2 protein-coding genes are annotated in these 22,020 nt (G+C 47.2%); one reads left to right on the top strand and one right to left on the bottom strand.

Annotated elements, in window-relative coordinates:
• Window positions 1-598: 598 nt before the first annotated feature.
• Window positions 599-2,611: a DUF2723 domain-containing protein gene (locus tag F9K33_12395; protein KAB2878679.1), complete on the bottom strand. Its 2,013-nt coding sequence runs from the start codon at window positions 2,609-2,611 to the stop codon at window positions 599-601.
• A 379-nt stretch (window positions 2,612-2,990) separates the two neighbouring features.
• Between F9K33_12395 and F9K33_12390 the strand changes: the two genes are divergently transcribed.
• Window positions 2,991-22,013: a choice-of-anchor D domain-containing protein gene (locus F9K33_12390; GenBank protein ID KAB2878678.1), complete on the top strand. Its 19,023-nt coding sequence runs from the start codon at window positions 2,991-2,993 to the stop codon at window positions 22,011-22,013.
• Window positions 22,014-22,020: the final 7 nt, after the last annotated feature.

Genomic DNA, 22,020 nt, shown 5'->3' with positions numbered 1-22,020 from the left:
TGGATGAAGGGTGGACGGCGTGGGAGAATGGATTATATGCCACCGCACATGAGAAGTTCACAGAGGCAGGGGGAGTGGAAGGGCTGAACGGCCTGGGGTGGACGACGCTGAAGATGGATTCACTGCCGAAGTCTCAGATATATTTTGCATTGGCGGCGGTGGGAGGAAGCGATACACTGACGGATGCGGCGGCAGGACTTGCGATCGTAGCATGGCAGCAGGCGAATCATGACACGAGTCTGATGGCGGCGAATTATGTTCTTCGCAAGGCTCCGAATTACATTTTTACGCATGATGTAACTATAACGAAGAACACCGTGCTGCTAGCTAAGGCGTATGATGAGTATCATCTGCTACAGTATGCGAATTGCATAACATCCATACAGCAGATAGACAACGCATTTACTGCGAATGTGAACGATCCGGCAATTGCGCAGATACTGATCAACAAGCTGAATCTCTTGAGCGGTACCGGCAGTTAAAGAGAAGCCACCGGCGGACGTTTTTTCGAATTACGAAACGTCCTTGAAGTTATCAGGCGTCCCGTGAGTAAGCCCACAGCTTATTTACGGGACGTTCTTGTTTTGCGTTGTGCAAATTATTGTATCGGCTGTTCTTTCGAAAGCCGTTGGCGAGCCTCGTTAACCGGCGCAAGATAACCGGGATTATCATTAAGAAATTGAGCTGATTTTTCATACAAACGAGCCGCCTCATCCGTCTGTTTCAGCTTTTCCGCGACAAACCCTCTTGCAAAAAATAATCGTCCGTAGTATGTCTTAAAAAATTTCGCCATTCGGTCCAAGGGAACAGCCTCCTCGAAAAAATGCCTGAACCGCAGTGAATCAACATGAATTGGCGTTAAGGTATTCATTTCTTTTCTAAGTTTTACCGCTGCGATTACAGATTCTTTAAAGTACTTTTCCGCGACTCCCGCAGGCGGATCGTAAGTCAGAAAAACGTGGTTACCGTTGGCATAAGATTTATCAATAAGAGCATTAATCATCGCGATATATTTGGCTTGAATAAAATTGCCGTCAAATTTGTCCTTGTTCTCAAATGGTTTGACCGCTTCAAGAAATTCTCCGACCTCCTTTTCCGAGCGCGACATGAATTGTGCATGATGAATTTGTAAACTATGAATATACCAGCTTCTGCGCAGCAACTCCTGGTCAACCACCGTGACATCGGTTCGCTTACCTTCAACGTATTGATAATAATTAAATGGAAAAATAAACGGATCCCAGTTTACAAAAACCACCGCATTGTCCGGTACAACGGTAAAAAGGTTGTCAACATAGTCTTCAGTAAATACGTATTGGCTCATGTCGACTTTTTTGTAATTTGAAAACGCAAACACCAGCGGCAGTAAAAGAATGGCCGGAACGACGGTAACGACAAATTTACTGTGCAGTAAAAAAATATATGAGAGATAATACACGCCAAGGGCAAGCAAGATAGCTATCATAAGATATGACGGAATATAAAAGACAGAAACCAGCGCTTTGTTTTCTGCGTTAATCACCGGGTTTGCTGTTATTACGTCAAAATTGGTCAGGAAAGTTGTAAGCGGTCCAGTAAAAATCAGGAAAGTGAGCGCCAGATAGAAATAATTTCTATTATTTTTGAAGAGCGCCCACATTGCAATCACAGCCAGAAAAAGAATTGCAGGCCACCATTGTTCAATTATCATATTACCGTAGGCGGATAGTTGCGATAAAAATTTCTTCAAAGTCTGGGTGTCGCCAAGTTGATACTGATGCCGCATAATAACGCGGAAAAAATTGGTAAGTGTTTCCGGGTTGCCCCAATCCATTTGCGGGTCACGAGCGGAAGCAATCGGTAAGTAAGCATACGGAAGAAGCCCGGCTAGCAGGCATCCGGCGCCCCTAATCAGCCTAGTAACATTTAAAATAAATTTTCTATCGGAAATTAGAACGTAAATGAACAGAATCGGGATGATCAAGACAAAGGTCGGGTGATTGGTTAAAGCCAAACCGATCACAAAACAAATAACGTAAAAGTTTTTGATCCGTTTCCCCGATTCCGACTGCCGGCCCCACAACAACGTCATGGTCAACGCGACCGATACAAAAAAAGTATTAAGCCCATACACTTCGGTGATGATTGATTGCTCCCAGTTTTCGTAGGATGTTGCCGCAAACAGACCGGCGGAGAGTGCACACGCATATTTTAATGAAACAAAATAATACGGTACCGGCGAAGAGGTTTTGTTGTTTCTGGTTTTTTCATTAAATGTATTTTCAATTAACAGAATTGTTGACCAGGTGATGAACGCAGCGCCCAACGCCGAAAAGAAAGCCGACATAAGATTGACACGATATGCGATATTACCGAACGGCAAATAGGTAAAAAGATGGCCAAGCATCGTGAAAAGCGGATAGCCCGGTTCATGCGGCACACCCAGCAGGTAGGCCGCGGCCGTGAGTTCACCGCTATCCTCGAAAGTTACCGTGGGGGCTAAAGTCATCACATACATGGCGAAACTGGTAAGAAACGCCAACATCATAGCGGCCCGTAAATATAATCCGGTATTTTCATTCGGTTCAGCTGGAAGAAGAAGTATGGGCGGTTGTTTTTTTATTTTTTTCATGATGAAGTAAACATAATCAGGTGAAATCAGATAGTCAAAACGAAAATTTCAAATTTATTGTACAAACTTTTTATCAATTTCATTTTGACATGCACTGTCTGCAAACGCGCATTATATGTGAATTTCGTAACAACGCCAATGTTTGACAGAATAATATGGGTTGACAACGCGTAACGTTTTAATTACTTTGCGATGTAAAATTCCCCTTATTTTCAATATCATTATTTCAAAGATCGGTCTTGCAAACCGGTCTTAAGCCGTTTTCGGTGTGACTCACTATACACCTAGGCGATTGAAAAATTACTTGAACATCATTCCTGAATACTAGATTTCTTAAAATTTTATAGACCACATTATCACCTTACCAGCGGAGTTATCCATGAACGGATTGTCACGATTCTTCCAGATGTTTATTACAATTTTTAACATATTGATTCCTTCCCGACCGATCCCCACTTCAAGGATGAAGCTTGCCCGCGTATTTATCCGCATAACCATGTCCGCAGCGGTCATGGGGATTGTCTCAGTGGGAAGCCTTTCGGCGCAGTGGTCAACGAATCCGGGAGTAAATAATCCGGTATCTACGACGTCTGGCGATCAAAGGTATCCTCAGAGTATTCCGGACGGCAGCGGCGGGGTTTTCATTGTATGGGAAGATTACCGCAGCGGACCCAACCCCGACGTCTACGCGCAGCGGTTAGATGGAGCCGGCGCGCCTCTTTGGACGCTTGACGGTGTGGTTATTAGTAACGCGGCTAATGGCCAGTCTAGTCCTAAGATCGTGAGCGACAACAGCGGAGGCGCTATCATTACGTGGACGGATAACCGGAATGGCGGTGCTAACTACGACATATATGCGCAACGGATCAACGCCGGCGGCGCCGCACTTTGGACGGCCAACGGCGTGCAGATAACCGGTGCGAGCGGTAACCAGACGGATGCACGAATCGCCGTAGACGGTTCAGGCGGCGCAATCATCGCATGGAACGACGCAAGGGGCGGAGCCACAGATATTTACACTCAGAAAGTCAACGCGAGCGGCGTTGTTCAATGGACGGCCGACGGTGTTTCTATTTGCGTTGCGCCGGATAATCAAACCATTGGAGGTATAACCGATGATGGTAGCGGCGGTGCAATTATCACATGGCATGATTTTCGAAATGGTACGGACAATCGGATTTATGCGCAAAGAATCAGCAGTGCAGGCATTACGCAATGGACGGTCGACGGTGAAGCTGTCAGTACCTTCGCAAGCTTTCAAGACTACCCTTCAATTACTTCCGACGGATCAGGTGGAGCCTTTATTGCATGGCGGGATTTGCGCAACGGAGATTTTGATTTGTTTGCCCAGCGTATCAGCAACGCGGGCTCTTTGCAATGGGGTGTGAACGGCGTTGCCGTTGCCGTTGCAGACGGATTTCAACAGATTCCAAGCCTTGTCGCGGACGGTTCGGGCGGAGTATTTATCGGATGGTATGATACCCGAAGCGCCGGCGCGGGGATCTATACACAAAGACTTAATTCTTCCGGTGTCGCCCTGTGGACGGCCAACGGCGTCGCCGCCAGTACGAACGGTTCTCCTGATGAAGCCATCATCACTTCCGATGGTGCAGGCGGGATCTTTGTTTCCTGGTACGCTACTCCGGGCCCGAGCGCAGATATTTTCGCGCAACGCATAGATGGTTCCGGTAATATTCTGTGGTCGCCAAACGGTAATGTTGTTTGTTCCGCAAACGGTTTTCAATTCTGGCATACGATGGTGTACGATGGTTCCGGCAACGCGATTGTTATTTGGTCAGATCAGAGGAGCGGGAATTGGGATATCTATGCTCAGCTCATGACGTCGCAGGGCGACCTTGGCGTCAACAATCCCTATTTCACCGTAGCGTCCACGGCGCCCGGACAGAACGCACGAAATATCAGTTCAAACAGTGATATTACCGTAACTTTTTCACAAGTCGTCAATGTTGCAACCCTGACGGCCTCAAACATAAAAGTATACGGTTCTCAGAGCGGGCTTCACTCTGCTACATACACACCCAGCGCCTTGGTAGTGACGATCAATCCGGATGTTGATTTCAAACCCGGTGAGGTGGTTTCGGTCATCCTGACCAAAGGGATCAGAGCAACGGACACGGATACACTGAAAACATATATTACGCTATTCACAGTTGCATCTGATATTGCGACTGCATCATTTCCGCTGGCGCCGACTACCTTTGCGGCCGGGACCGCTCCACAATCAGTTTATGCAGCAGATTTTGACGGTGACGGGGATATGGATATCGCCATAGCGAATATTTCTTCAAACGATGTTTCGATTCTTCTGAATAATGGCGCAGGCGGTTTTTCCGCAGGCGGTACGGTCGCAGTTGGGGGAAACGCTTTTTCAGTCGTTGCAACCGATTTTGACGGTGACGGTGATATGGATATCGCAGTAGCAAATTTTGGTCTTGACGTCATTTCGATACGATTAAATGACGGCGCAGGCAACTTTTCCGGAACCACAAATGTTGCGGCTGGGACGTTTCCGTATTCAGTATATGCAGCGGATTTTGACGGTGACGGGGATATGGATGTCGCGTCGGCAAATCAGGGTTCAAATGATGTTTCAATACGGTTGAATGACGGCTTTGGAAATTTTTCCGGAAGTACCTCAGTTCCAGTTGGAGTAAATCCTTTATCCATCTACGCATCGGATTTTGACGGTGACGGGGATATGGATATCGCGACGGCGAACTATGGGTCAGCTAACGTTTCAATACGCCTGAATGACGGCAATGGAAATTTCTCAGGAACTACCAATGTCGCAGTTCAGACAAATCCTAATTCTGTATATGCGACAGATTTTAACGGAGACGGTTATGCTGATATCGCCGCGACTAATCAGGGTTCAAATTCCGTTTCAATACGTCTAAATGACGGCTCGGGTAATTTTTCCGGAAGCACCAATGTCCTAGTGGGGACGAGTCCACAATCCGTTTTTGCAGCCGATTTTGACGGCGACGGGGATATGGATATCGCGGCAGCGAACACCAATTCAATCAATGTTTCGATACGATTAAATGACGGTGCAGGTAATTTTTCCGGAACCACCGATATCGCGGTCGGGACAGATGCGACATCCGTTTTTGCAGCGGACTTTGATGGGGACGGGGACATGGATATCGCAACGGCGAATAATACTTCTAATGATGTTTCGATTGTGCTGAATGAAGCGCCGCCGGCTGCTCCGACGGGGCTTTACGCGGTCGCGCAAAACGGGCAGGTAGAACTCAAGTGGCGTGATCTGAAGGATCCAAGCATCACGGCGTATAATGTTTACAGCGATAATTTTTCTAATCCGACAACCTTTGTAGGAAATACAACCGGCGGATCAAATGACACGACATTTGTGATCATAGGACTATCGAATGGAACGTTATATTATTTTCGCGTCACGGCTGTTAATCCCGCAGGTGAAAGCGGTTATTCCAATGAAGACGTTGCCGTTCCTGTCGTGAGGGCGGGAAATGCCATGATATTCGACGGGTTAAGCGATTACGCCTACTCCAATATCGCCTCCACGGTGACAGATAATGTTACGCTGGAAGCATGGGTGAAGTGGGACGGTGTTCAGGACGGGACCGACGAATTGTTTTTGTATAACGGAAACACATTCACCAATGGCTACGGACTTTTTATAGATTGGCAAAATGGATACACGATTGGTGGAACTGTCGACCACGTGGTAGCGATGCAGTCGTCGGCTTTTATGCCGGTTAATATTTGGACCCATGTTGCCTTGGTGCGTGATGCCGGTATCTGGAGTCTTTATGTGAACGGGCAAATATTTGCATTGACCAATAATACTTCTAGTCCTAATATTCCCACGGGCTCAACGTATATCGGGGCCGACAACGGTTCGGAGCCATTTGGCGGGCAGTTGGACGAAATTCGAATCTGGAATGTAGCGCGTACTCAAGCGGAAATCCAAAGTGCACTGGGCGCTCCGCTGCGCGGAGATGAAGCGGGCATGGCAGCCTTGTGGCATTTTGACGAGCCGTTCGGAACTTCAACAATCTACGACGCCAGTCCAAAAGGCGAAGACGCTTATCCTATTTTTAGTTCCAATTTTGTACCTTCCGGCGCGATGCCCGGACCCTCACTTATGATTGTTAATAATACGAATGACGCCGGTCCCGGATCATTGCGAGAGGCCATCGATCTGGCCAATCTCAATGCCGGTCCCGATTCGATTTATTTTGACATATCCCTTCTCGGTCAGACGATCAACTTGAATAGTAATTTGCCGGACATCACCGATGATTATACGGTGATCAATGGCGATGTGGATGGCAATAATACCGCGGATGTTCAGTTGTATGGCCTTGACCCGACTGCGGACAAAGGAATAAATATTTTATCTTCCTATAATGAAATCCGAAATTTACGAATTTCGAATTTTTTCAATAATGCCAGCGGCATTGACATCGACGGCGGTAATTATAATATCATCACGGGATGTTACGTCGATGACAATGAAGTAGGTATTCATATTCTGAATGGCGGCCGAGGCAATCGAATCGGTGACGGCACGGTATCGGGAAGAAATTTCATTTTCAATAATACGTATAACGCATCCCCGGGTATTATAATCGAACATGTTGGTTCGGATTCAAATATCGTTGCCGGTAATTTTATCGGAACCGAGGATGGCGTTACGGGCAGTGGAAATGGGGCCGAGGGAGTCATTGTTCGCTTTGGCGCCAAATATAACAAGATCGGCGATGCGAACGCGCAAGTTTACAACGTGATTTCCGCTAATACCAATCATGGTATCCTGATCGAATCCGATAGCAATATGGTGGTAAGAAATCTGATCGGAACCGATTCTACCGGCACCGTGGCCATGGGCAATCAGGGTTATGGTATTCATATTCTCAACGCCTTTGGAAATATGATCGGTGACGGTACACCGGCGGGCAGAAACATTCTGGCGGACAACTCTGCCTTCATATTAAGCGGCGCCGCGATCATGATCGACAATTCACACGGCAATTCCGTACTTGGCAACTTCATTGGTACGGACATCACCGGAATAGTACCGCTGCCTAATCTGTCCGGCGGCGGCGGCGGCGCTGGAATTCTGCTAGACAACGGCTCATTCAATAACCTCATCGGTGATGGAACTGCCGGCGGAAGAAATGTTTTGGGCCAGAACGGATCAGGCGGCGATGCGTCGAATGAAATAGTTATTACTAACGGTTCAAACTACAACACGGTTGCAGGAAATTACATTGGAACAGACTCGACCGGTGCAGCGACCTTGGGCGGCAGCATGGACAATGGCGTAATGATTTCCGGATCAATCGGAAATCAAATTGGCGCTTCGGGTCAACCACAAATGATTTCCGGTATTAGCGGGAACGGCGTTAACCTCTATTTGTCGGACTCGACGGTCGTGATCAATAATTTTATTGGAACCGACGTCTCCGGCCTTGCGGCGATTCCCAATGCTGCGGGTATTCGGATCGAGACAAGTCATTTTAATCAGATCGGTACGCCAGGGTTCGGTAATATTTTTTCTGGTAATTCGAATGAAGGAATTTATCTGTATCAATCCAACAATAATCAAATTACAAGTAACTTGGTTGGAATCAATGCGGATGGCGACGCAAGCCTTGCGAACAACTTGGGTATCAATTTGTTCGAAAGCCGCTATAATCAGATTGGCGGGAATCAGCTTGGAGAACGCAACATTTTTTCAGGAAATACAAACTTTGGAATACTGTTCTCCGGCTCGGATAGCAATTTGATTTTCGGAAATTATATCGGAACGGACAGCAGCGGAACTTCCGATGTTGGGAATGGCGGTTTTGGTATCTTGATTGAAAACTCCAATGTGAATACGATCGGAGAAAATTCACTTTTGGGGAGAAACGTCATTTCCGGAAACGACAATGCCGGCATTGGACTTACAACCAATACGCAATACGTATCTTCAAATAAGAACAAGATTATCGGTAACTATATAGGAACGCAGGCCGACGGGGCATCGCCTCTCGGTAACTCCACGGTGGGCGTCTACGGTTACAATTTTGATCCTTCCTTTTCGGAAGTGCAGTTGGATACATTTATGTATAATGTCATCGCTTTTAATAATGATGACGGCGTGCAGTTCGACGGAGATGCTAATCTTAAAAAGAATATTTTATTTGGTAATTCTATTTACTCCAATGTGAATTTCGGAATTTCTTACTTCAATGGGTCACAGGAAGACATTCTGGCTCCCGTTATTACCGGCATTTTGCCTGATTCGACGGTGCAAGGTAAAGCTGCGCCCAGCGCTCTCGTGCATATCTATGCTGATTCGTCAGACGAAGGTCAGGTATTTCTGGACACTACGATAGCCGATGGCCTTGGAAATTGGTCGAAGAAAGTAATGTTACTCCCGGGTATGAATTTGACCGCACTTCAGGATAGCGCTGGAAATACTTCGCAATTTTCCGCGCCTCTGGCAGCAGTTGCTCCAGATCCTCTTTTGGTAACGAATACCAATGATGCAGGCCCCGGTTCGTTACGCGACGCAATCACTTATTCAAATTCACACGCCGGTCCGGATACGGTACGCTTTGACAACACGTTGATCGGGCAAACAATCAATCTATTCTCTTCTTTGGTCATCTCTGGAGACTCGCTTATGATTGACGGAGATATCAATGCGGATAATGCGCCGAGCATCACGTTAAGAGGCGATAGAATGTTTTCGGCAGTGGTTGTTGCTTCCGCCCACAATATTATCAAACATCTCAATTTCCAGAATTTCAACATTGCAATTGCGGCTTCGGGCGTGACGACGCATCATAGCCGTTTTATCGGCAACTATATCGGTACGAATCTTTCCGGTAATGATACTACCGGCACAACTAATAATAATGGTATTCATCTTCAAGCCGGCGCCTATCTTAATACTATCGGCGACTCTTTAGCAGGTGCATCCAATATCATTTCAGGAAGCAGTTTTGATGGAATTATTCTGACCGGCGGTTCTAGTGACAATATCATTATGAATAATCTGGTTGGTCTTGCGATTGACGGCGTGACTCCTCTGGGTAATACGAATAGCGGTATTCTGATCAATGGAGGAGCCGTTCGCAATCAAGTTGGCAGCGGGACGGCCACGGGCAGGAATATCCTATCAGGCAATAACACCGGCGTTACCATCGGTCCGGGTGCTGACTCGAACGTGGTCGTTGGTAATTATATCGGAACGGATGTCAGCGGTAATCTGGGTGTCGCCAACTATCAGGGTATTTTAATTCAAAATTCCAATCGGAATACCATTGGCGCTCTAAATGCCGGAAATGTTATCTCAGCAAATTCATCGTGGGGCGTTTGGATAATGGCCAGCTCAGGAGATGCACGCGAAAATAAAATCAGTTTTAATAAGATCGGTACTGCGCAGAACGGCACGACGCCATTGGGGAATTCGGTACTTGGCGTTCGTATCTATGCCAATTCCGGTAATGCATCCGATAATTCCGTTACATCCAATATGGTTGCCTACAGTACTTGGGCAGTTGAGATCGAAGGTAACGGTCCGAAAGCCGACAGTAATATTGTATTTCAAAACTCCATTTTCAAAAACACCAACGGCGGCATCAATCTGGTTGCGACCGCGCAGGGTTTTGTAGGTAACCCGAAGATCACGGGGATATTATCTGACTCAACGGTTCAAGGCACATCTTCGCCGAATGCGTTGGTGCATATCTATGCGGACACAACAAACCAGGGAGAATTTTATCTCGATACAACGCGAGCGAATGGATCAGGTAACTGGTCTAAGAAAGTACCTTTATTTGCAGGTGTGAATTTAACAGCGCTTCAGGACAGCGCCGGAAATACATCAATGTTCTCATTGCCAATTTCGGCGGTCTATGTCGATTCGCTTTTGGTTACCAATACAAACGATGCCGGCGCTGGATCATTGCGTGATGTTATCAATTATGCCAATACCCATCCCGGCCCTGATACGGTTCGGTTTTCACCGGCACTTTTGGGCCAAACGATCCTGCTGACGACGGCCCAGGTCGGAATCATATCAGATTCTACCGTTGTTGACGGAGATATCAACGGCGATCAAATGCCCAGCGTGACCATTTCTCAAACCGGTGACGTTGCCAATTGGGGCATTGAGATCAACGGTAAAAACAACACGGTTCAATATCTCAATTTCCAGAACTTCAATAGCGGTGCAGGACTTTTTATGAACGGTTCTCGCTATAGTACGGCACGCGGAAATACGTTCGGGACGAATTTAAACGGAACGGCTGCCGGCGTTGCCAATTACTACGGTATACAGATCGCCAGCGGCGCCAAATACAATACGATCGGCGACACGTTAAACTCAGGACGAAACGTGATTTCCGGCAATGCGCAATATGGAATTGTATTTCAAAATAATTCCGATAGCAACTTTGTTATCGGAAATCATATCGGTGTGGATTCTGCAGGAACAACCGCGATAGGTAATCCGGCGGCAGGAATTATCATCGATTATGGTCCGAGCGCGAATTACATCGGTAACGGTCAGCAAAACGGCAGAAATATTATTTCAGGTAATTTACGCGGAATTCTAATTGCCGGACCGGGTTCTCAGAATAATCGAATTTTAGGAAACTATATTGGTACAGATATTAACGGTACAACCGCTATTCCAAATACGGCAGAGGGCGTTGCGCTTGTTACCGGACCTTCAGGTAATTGGATCGGTAATGGCACGATCGGAGGACGTAACATTATTTCCGGTAACGGTGATGAGGGAATCGAAATAGGCGGAACAAATAATCACGTGCTTGGTAACTATCTCGGTACGGATGTGACCGGATTGCTGGCCTTGCCTAACGCAAGCGGTATCGGCGTATTTGCTATGTATAATCAGATAGGTGACGGCACGACGGGCGGCCGGAATATTCTTTCGGGAAATACTCAAAATGGTTTGTATTTCCAGGGTGCAGATAGTAACGTGGTTCTGGGAAATTTTGTGGGTACGGACGCTACAGGAACTACCGCGATTCCTAACGGAACGGTTGGTATAAACATCGTTGCAACTTCTGACGGCAATGTGATCGGCAACAGCTCCGTTGGCGGACGTAATCTCATCTCGGGTAACAATTACGGTATGCAGGTCGGAGGGTTCGGAAACACGATCAAAGGAAATTTTATAGGCGTTGATGTGACCGGTATCGCCGCACTCGCCAATAGTTCAGCGGGCATTCAGGTGTACGGAAAATATAATCAAATTGGTGACGGAAGTTTCCTGGGCAGAAATGTGATTTCCGGAAACGCATTGTTTGCCGTGTTCATTCAAAACGGCGATTCCAATATAGTGTTGGGTAACTTTATAGGAACGGATTCCACCGGGACGGTAGCCGTTTCGAACCCGGTTTACGGCATTGATATCCTTAATGGTCATCGCAATATCATTGGAGATACGATCAGCGGAACACAGAAAAATATTATTTCGGGTAACTTGGTTGGAGGTGTTCGATTGACGGCGGGTAGCAATAACGTTGTAATCGGGAACTTCATAGGCATTGGCCAAGGTGGCTTAGCTCTGGGCAATGGCGGAACAGGAATCGTTCTGGTCTCTGATGAATCTATGGATACTTTGGGATTCAATACTATTGCGAATAATGCGGCCGGTATTTCAATTGACGGCGCAAACTCGGACTCAAATACAATATTAAAAAACAGTATTCATAATAATCTCGGTGCCGGGATCATTTTCACTGGCGGGGCTCAAGGCGGAGTAATTTCTCCCTCCATTACAACGATTGATCCGGATTCTACTGTTCACGGAACCGCCGCGGCTTTTGCGCTGGTGCAAATTTACGCAGATTCGACGGATGAAGGTCAATACTTTCTTGATTCCACGTACGCGAACGGCTCAGGTAATTGGGCTCGTAAAGTGACGTTGCTTCCGGGATTAAATTTGACGGCATTACAAGACAGCGCTCGGAGCACATCTGGATTCTCTGCGCCGTTCGCCGCGATTCCGGCAGATCCGTTCGTTGTAACCAGTACGCTGGATGACAGTTCAGCCGGCACTTTGCGGTACGCTATTGGACGTGCAAACGCTATGGTCGGAAGAAACCTTATTACATTTAGTTTGCCTGTGAATGACACGATATTTGTAACCAGGCCGATGCCAAACATTACCGACACGCTTGATATTGACGGGCAAGCTTCCAATGTGACGGTGAGCGCAGTTTCCGGCTATACTGGGTTTGCGATGTTCAGCTTGAGAGCGCCGTTCAGTCAATTACGAAATTTCAACATGTTCGGCCGCGGTATGGCTCAGCGCGGTATATTCCTGGATAATGCCGGCGCCGGCGGAAATAACAGCAAGCTGGATAATGTGGACGCTCTGGAATTCACGGTGATCGGTATTCAAGGCGATGCAGTTCGAGATACGATCATCAATAGCCACATCGCAGGCAATACGTTGGCCGGCATCGCGCCCGGGATCTTGTGGTTCTTAAGTAATAATATTATCGGTACGGATGCAGGCGGAGGCGCGGCTTACGGAGTTCCACAAGGACTCGGTATAGGCATCCAGGCGTACGGCGGGATTACGATCAGCCAGAACCTCATTTCCGGACACAGCGTAGCCGGTATTCAAATTGTAGAGAGCAGTTACAATACGATTTTCAATAACGGCATCGGAACGGATGTCAGTGCAACGGCCGCTATTCCAAACGATTACGGAATTATCGTTGATTCACTATCGAAGTACAACCAGATCGGTTTACCGGGTGCTGGAAATGTGATCTCAGGCAATACCAATTTTGCCATCAATATTCAGAACAACGGCGCCGATTCAAATTATGTTTTGGCAAACAAGATCGGAACGGATATAACAGGTACCGTATCTTTAGGAAATGCGATCGGCATTGCAACGCAGTCAACGACCGGGCCGAATTTCATCGGCGACGGAACACCTGCAGGCAGAAACATCATTTCGGCAAACAGCGCACACGGTTTGTACCTATTTGGGCCCGATGTAGTTAACGGAAATTTTATCGGAACGGACGCTACCGGTACCGCAGATCTTGGAAACGTCGCTTTTGGCGCGTATCTGTACGGATCCAATACTAAAATTATCAATAACGTTATCTCCGGAAATGATAACGCGGGAGTCTATATAGCCGGTACGGACAATCACGTTGTCACCGGTAATTTCATCGGAACCGACTCGACAGGAAATGTCGCTCTGCCTAACCTTGCAGGTATAACACTCACCAATGTTGCATTCGGATCGCTCATCGGCGGAACGACATTTGCCGATAGAAACGTGATTTCAGGAAACACTACGTCAGGATTGCGAATTGAAAACGGTGCAAGAAATATATCGGTTCTCGGAAATTATGTCGGCCTCTCGGCGGACGGGCAAGCCGACCTTGGTAACGGTACCAACGGAATCGAAATTGATGATGCCAGCGGAAATACGATTGGTAACGGTACGTTAAACGGACGTAATTTTATTTCCGGCAATGACAACTGGGGAGTGGATATCCAATTCCTTGCGGATTCAAATACCGTCATCGGTAATGTTTTCGGAACGGATTCTGCAGGTACAACAGGCGTCGGTTACAGCATTGTCGGTGTCAATGTGTCCGGGCCATTCAATCGAATTGGCGGTTATCAACCCGGCCAGGGAAATGTACTCGGCGGCGGAATCGGTTATACGGTTGCGTTAGGTAATTCAACGGATAATCTGGTTGCTGGAAATTTCATGGGTGTTACGGCGGCCGGCGTTCCTATCGCCGGAACTTCAAGCGGGTTCTATATTACAGGATCTTCGCGCAGGGATAGTCTCGTCGGAAATACCATTGCATACTTGCTCAGCAGTCCTCTTATAATTCAGGATGCTCCGACCGACAGTATCACATTTTATGGAAACAAGATTCACCACAACTTTGGTGACATCAGCATAAACGCTTTGGCGCAATTAGGCGTGCAGCCGCCGCGAATCACGCTCGTTCTGCCCGATTCTACGGTGTTGGGAAATGCAGCTCCGAATGCACTGGTGCAGATCTTCGCGGATAGTTCGAATGACGGACAGATATTTCTTGATACTACCTATGCAAATGGCGCCGGATTGTGGTTGAAAAAAGTTCCGTTGTTCGCCGGCATGGCTTTAACGGCGATGCAGGACAGTCTTGGCAATACATCCAATTTCTCCGCGCCATTTATTCCAAGTTTTGCTCCTTCCGCGCCAAACGGCCTCTATGTGATCGCGCGTAACGGACAGGTAGAACTTAAGTGGAACGCCAACACTGATGGGCTGACCACAAAATATCGGATCTATTATGATATAACAACGTTACCCACTACACTGCAAGACAGCACAATCGGCGGAGCTTCTGATACGTCAAAAACGATTACAGGTTTGACTAACGGACAGATCTACTATTTCCGCGTTGCCGCCGTAAACTCAATAGGACAAGAAAGCGGATTCTCCAATGAAGACGCGGCGGTGCCGGTGGTCGAGGCGGGGAATGCAGTTTCAATTAATTACGACTATGTAGGGCTGCCAAGCACGTTTGAAAATTTGACCATGTCCATCAGCGCCTGGGTCAAACCGATCACCATGCAACAGCAGGCGATTTGGGCGAATCGCGGAAGTGCGGGTACGAATGAGGATGGATGGGCTTTAGGAATTCTCGGAGATGGAACGGCCTATATTGAATGGGGCGTACCTAATGGCGGTATTAGTACTCCGCCGAATCAAGTTCGAGCGGGGGAATGGACGTATATCACAGCAACTCTGGATGGTTCTGTTGCACGCATCTATATTAACGGCATTGAACAAGCGAATGGTGCGTATTCCAGAACTGCGTCAGGTGTGAACGCGGCGATAGGCGTATACAATAACGGATGGGGAAATGCAGATGCGGAAATTGATGAATTAGGCATCTGGAATTTTGCCTTGTCACCGGTTCAAGTTCTTCAAGGGCTCAGCAGGCCATGGAAAGGTGACGAGACCGGCCTCGAGGCACTCTATCATCTGGATGAGCCGACAGGCACATTGACAGCGTTTGATGGCACCGCTAACGCATACAATGGAACGGTGGCAGGTAGTACGCAGTTCGTTTCGAATTCCGGCGCACTTTCGCCGCTTGCTCCGCAGGGACTATCGGTAATTCCCTTTGTTCCAGATTCAATCGGTGTGTCATGGAACGGAAATCAAGAATCCGATTTGAGTCACTACATTGTCTACAGAAGTGTTACAAGTGGTTTCACTCCTTCGCCATCCGATTCCATCGGACGAGTGACAAAACCGGATAGCATGTTTACAGATTTGACTGCACTGATTGGCTATACCTACTACTACCGTATTTCAGGCGTCGACAGCAGTTATCAGATAGGTCAGTATTCAAATCAGGTTGCAGGTTCGTTCCCAGTCGGAACTCTTTCCGCGTCAATTCCTGCAATCAACTTCGGAAACGTTTCGCTCGGAAATAACGCCGTGATACAGACAAAAGTATTCGTCAATGGAGGATGGGCGGAGATCACAGGATCGAGTTTTGATTTTGGTACCGACTTCACGCTAGCAACTCCGTTAACACTTCCCGACACCTTGTTAGCCGGTGATACCGTATTGGTTGACGTAAGATTCACACCGACTGCATTTAGCGTGTTAACCGATACCCTACGTTTGACAAACAACACATCCGTTAATCCGTTCGTCATCGCATTGGACGGAACGGGAACATCAGGAATAATTGCTGCACTTAATAATCCCGAGAACTACGGTAATGTTGCTGTCGGTTCAAACACAACACAGACAATCAAAGTATTCTCAAACGGCGGCGCAGTTGAAGTGAGCTCTGCAAATATCTTGTCGGGAACGAACTTCACTATCATTAACGCTCTGACATTCCCGGATACATTGTTCGTAGGTGATACCTTATTTGTTGATGTGCAATTTACGCCTACGGCATTTGGTGCACTCACCGATACTCTATCGATAACTAATAATTCAGGTGTACCTGTATTCAAGATTGCATTAGACGGCAACGGCGTTTCTGGAACTATCGCATCGGACGTCAATCCGGCTAATTACGGAAATGTTACTGTCGGAAATAATACGACACAGACTATCAAGATTTACTCAAACGGCGGTGCAGTGAGCGTAAGTGCTGCATCTATCTTAGCAGGCACTGACTTCACTATCACCAACGCTCTGACCTTCCCTGACACGCTGTTCGCAGGCGACACATTGGCCGTTGACATTCAGTTTGCACCAACAGCATTTGGAGTACTAACTGATACGCTATCGGTAACCAATAACAGCGGAGTGCCGGTATTCAAAGTTGCGCTAAATGGTTCCGGCATAACCGGGGTCCTGGCCGTATCACCGGCATCATTCAATTTCGGAAATGTACTGGTTTCAGACAGCCTTTCGCAGACCTTTAAGGTATATTCGACCGGCGGCGCTGTTGCAGTAAATTCTTCCACCTTGGACTCCGGTTCTGATTTTATTCTTGAGAATGCGCCGTTGTTGCCGGATACTTTATTTGACGGCGATACACTAGTATTTGACATTAAATTCAAACCAACTGCATTCGGCATTCTTTCGGATACGGTCAGGTTAAGCAACAATTCATCAATCAATCCGCTCAAGATCACGCTGGACGGGAACGGTAATGCGGGCACTCTGGCTACTCTTAATCCCACTGTGAATTTCGGAGAAGTGGTTGTGGGTGACAGCGTTTCGCAGGATATCAAGCTTTTTGCCGCAAACGGAATTGTCGTTGTCAATAATCTCAACCTGTTGGTAGGAACTCATTTCACTGTATCATCTGCGGCGGTGTTACCCGATACATTGTTTACAGGCGACACACTTAATTTCACGATCCAATTCAAGCCGCTTGTCGTAGCTTCTTCGTTAGCCGATGCGGCGATCTTTGTGAATAACTCAACTGTCAGCCCGCTAATCGTCAGTTTAGAAGGAAGCAGTTTGGTCAAACCGGTGACGCCCGTGACCATCGTGATCTATCCCGAGGCGGATGCGCGTGTCAGCGCGGTGAACCCGACGACCAATTACGGTTCGGATCCGAGGATTTATGTTTTTGGATCCAATACGAATTACCAGAACAATGAGTCCCATGGTTACTTGCGGTTTGATCTTTCTTTAATTCCTGCGGATGCAGATGTGACACAAGCGACATTCCAGATCGCTAACTCGGATGGGTTTGCATACAATTACGACCCTAACGATTACCTGCATTTCGTGAGTGACGATAGTTGGAACGAGGCGACGATTACATGGAATACGCGTCCCGCGGTGACCAATCCTCCGGCGGCCTCGTGGTTTGCGTGGATGGCGGGTACTTATGACTATACTTTCTCGGCCACATCGAATGTATTGAGAGATTCGGTCAGAAATCAGCGCCAGGCGGACGGAAAGATTTCTTTCAACGTCAACAACGGCGCAGGCGCTTACTACAATAATTATTACTCCAGGGAAGGGGCTCCGGACAATGCTCGACGGCCGCAGTTGATCATTACTTACTTGCCTGCGACCCTGGCCACCCTCACGCCTGCAGTTAATAATGGAAATGTAGCAGTCGGGGACAGCGTCACGCAGACTGTCAAAGTCTTTGCAACTGCAGGTTCGGTGACGGTCAATAGTACATCGTTGGATTTCGGAGCCAACTTCACAGCTGTACCTCAGGTCGTATTACCGGTAACCTTAAATTACGGCGATACATTGGCTGTAGACGTGCAGTTCACGCCTAGGGCATTTAGCAGCTTGACGGATACATTAGTTGTGAATAACAACTCCGGCGTACCGGCATTCAAGGTTGCGCTCAATGGCACGGGCGTCAGTGGTTCAATTGCCTCTAACTTCAATCCGGCTAATTACGGCAATGTTGCGGTAGGGAACAATGCGACGCAGACGATCAAAGTATTCTCTAACGGCGGAGCAGTAAGGGTAAGTGCTGCAAGTATCTTAGCAGGCACAAACTTCACGATCACAAATGCTCTGACATTGCCGGATACATTGTTTATGGGTGACACACTCTCAATAAACGTTCAGTTTGCACCAACAGCATTTGGAGCGCTCACGGATACATTATCTGTGATCAATAACTCTGGCGTGCCGGTATTCAAGGTTGCGCTTGATGGAAATGGAATTTCCGGAACACTTGCCGCTTCGCCGTCATCATTCAATTTTGGAAATCTGCAAGCTGGGGATAGCCTACAGAGCACATTCAAGGTATACTCGGTTGGCGGCGCTGTTGCTTTAACGGGAACGAGTCTGTTTGCCGGAACTCAGTTCTCAATTGTATCCACGGCCGGCCCGTCGACATTGTTTAGCGGAGATACACTGATTGTTAATCTTAAGTTCAAGCCGTTAACTGTTGGGTTGAAGAACGATACCATTCGGATTCTAAATAATTCCGGAGTATCTCCATTCAAGTTAGCCGTCAGCGGTACAGGTTCTTTGGGTAGTTTGTTTGTTTCCGCAAATTCATTGACGTTTGGATCGGTTCAGATCGGCGACAGTGCACAACAATCGGTGAAAATATACGGTTCCTCCAACGGCATCGATGTTACCAATGCCACGCTAACGTCAGGCGTTCATTTTGTAATAATTCCAAACCAGTCGCTGCCTGTAACATTGAACATCGGCGATACACTCTTAGCCACGATCCGGTTTAAGCCGAAAACATTTGCGGCGATAGTTGACACGGCGCAGATCATTAATATTTCCGTTAATAATCCTTTATTGATCTCGCTTAGCGGTACCGGATCGACCGGTATTCTCGCGCCGCTTTCTGCGAACTTTGGGTTGGTTACTATAGGCGACAGTGCGCAGCGCGTGTTGAAACTTTATACTAATTCAGGCGCTGTTATTGTAGACAGCTTGAAGTTCGATTTTGGAACTGAGTTCAAGTTCACGACGGCAAATTCACTTCCGGACACGGTATTTCCCGGTGATACGTTATTCATGGGCGTTCAATACAAGCCGCTCACGTTCGCCACTACCAGCGACACCATTAGGGTATTTAATAATTCATCGCAAAGCGTGTTTAATGTGAGGTTAAACGGCGTGGGAAATTCAGGAACCTTGGTGGTAGTACCGACAAGCGCTAATTTCGGAAATGTGCTGGTTGGTGATAGTGCGCTACAGACATTAAAAGTCTATGCAACAGGAGCGAATATCATTGTTAACGCCGGTTCGATGGAAACAGGAGGGGACTTCACGGTCGTTTCTACATCGGGTATTCCTGTGACGCTGGTAGCCGGCGTGGATACTTTGTTTGTGGATGTTAAATTCAAGCCTTCTACGTTTGGTCCGCTGAGTGATAGACTTATAATAACGAATAACTCACTGCTGAATCCCGTTAAGATCAATGTGACGGGGACTGGAACGGCTGGAACTATAGCGGCAAGTCCGTTAGGCTATAATTTTGGGAATGTTCTCGTTACCGATAGTTCACAACAGTCTATAAAGATTTACGCAGCGACAGGCAGGGTTATTGTTAATAATCTTTCGCTGGACAACGGTATCCAGTTTACGACGAGTGCTGGAAGCCTGCCGGATACATTGGCTACCGGTGATACGCTGGTTGCATTAGTAAAGTTCAGACCCAGTGTGACCGGAATTATACGTGATACGTTGAGGATCGGCAATAATTCACAGGTAAGTTCATTAAGCCTTGGGTTTGACGGAACGGGACAATCCGGTGGTTTATCGTCAAATGTTGCGGCGTACAATTTCGGCAATATTAAGGTGGGCAGCAACGCACAGACGAACATCAAATTATATCCGGTGGCAGGTCAGGTAATCATTAGCAGTCTTGCGATTGGAACGAGCGGACGTTATGCTTTGACCTATTCTGTTCTATTGCCGGCGATATTGAATGCCAGCGATACGCTCGTTGTGACTGCTAGATTTACACCGTCCGGCGGAGGAACGATATTAGATACGGTGTATGTTGGCAACAATTCTGTGGTCTCAAACTACATCATCGATTTGTCCGGTTTTGGAGTTCTGAATTCAGCCCCGATAGCTTTTGCGGGTAAACAGCCGGCAAATAATGTAGTGGTGAGTACCAGGACGCCAACTTTCACGTGGGAAGGACGTGGAGATGCAGACGGCGATACACTGCGATACACTTTACAGATCAGTAAAACAAGCAATTTCAGCAGCATGGTTCAGTTCTCGAACATTGCTGATACTGCGTTTACATTGAGTTCGCCGCTTGATAGCTTGGGTACATATTACTGGCGCGTGAGCGCTAATGACAATCAAGGCGGAATTACGGTGACCAATGCGTTATCGTTCAATGTAGATGCTGTGAACCCTGGATTATTCGTAGGCGTTCTTGCAAGTACCATATTGCAGAATTATATCGAAGTGTATGTTCACAGTGATGAGGCGCTCAATTTGCTCACGGGTATTTTTATTCTGCGTGATGCATCGAACGCCGTCGTAGCTAATGATACGCTTACGGTTGCAAATCTTTCCGGCCTGCTCTATTCGGTTCCGTATAAATTATCCGTTAGCGGTGAATTAACGATGTCGATCACCGGCGTGGATACGGTGGGCAACAGCACGACATCAATTCAGGTTTACAACATCACGACAGTTAGCGCGAAGACGGCGATTGCGTTGAAATCGGTAGACGGTTACGTTACCTTGAGTGGCGCAAAAGAGAGTGTGGATCGTCCCGGATATATTCTCGTCACGCGTGTAAGCGGCGAGAAACAGATGTCGGCATCACTAGCTAAAGTGATATCGAGTCAGAATCTTCTTCCGAAAGAATTGTTAACGGAAGCGGTATCGGCATGGATTCAAATAGGTGAATCCGTGAAGATTTTGAGCACCGTTGAGATTAAGAAATCATTGACCGTGACATTGAAGTATGATCAAAGCATGATAGATGCCTTGTCACAGCGGTATCCGGACTATTCCGAGAACAAGATTGGAATTTACAGGGAAGATAACGGACAATGGATATATGAGGGCGGCGAAGGCAATCGGGAAACGGTTACCGCCAAGATTGGTAAATCAGGCACGCTGGCCATGTTCTATAATCCGGAACATGTTGAATTGCCGACGCGAATCGAGCTTGTTCAGAATTATCCGAATCCGTTTAACCCAAGCACCACTATCAAATTTGGCTTGCCGGATGAAGGTAAGATTAAGCTCGTGATCTACAATGTGCTCGGACAAAAGGTAAGAGAATTGATCAACGAATCACGTGAAGCAGGATTCCATACTGCGATTTGGAACGGCAAGAACGATATGGGTCAGCAGGTATCCAGCGGGCTTTATATCTACCGTCTGGAGACACTGAAGGGCGTGCAGTCGAAGAAGATGCTGCTTATCAAGTAAGAAATTA

This window comes from bacterium, assembly GCA_008933615.1.
GTDB lineage: Bacteria > CLD3 > CLD3 > SB21 > SB21 > SB21.
The sequence above is the reverse complement of the archived record's forward strand: the minus strand, read 5'-3'. Positions and strand labels throughout refer to the sequence as shown.

Bases quoted from the DNA above. Each gene is read 5' to 3' on its own strand.
- F9K33_12395 (KAB2878679.1), bottom strand. From the start codon at position 2,611: ATGAAAAAAATAAAAAAACAACCGCCCATACTTCTTCTTCCAGCTGAA.
- F9K33_12390 (KAB2878678.1), top strand. From the start codon at position 2,991: ATGAACGGATTGTCACGATTCTTCCAGATGTTTATTACAATTTTTAAC.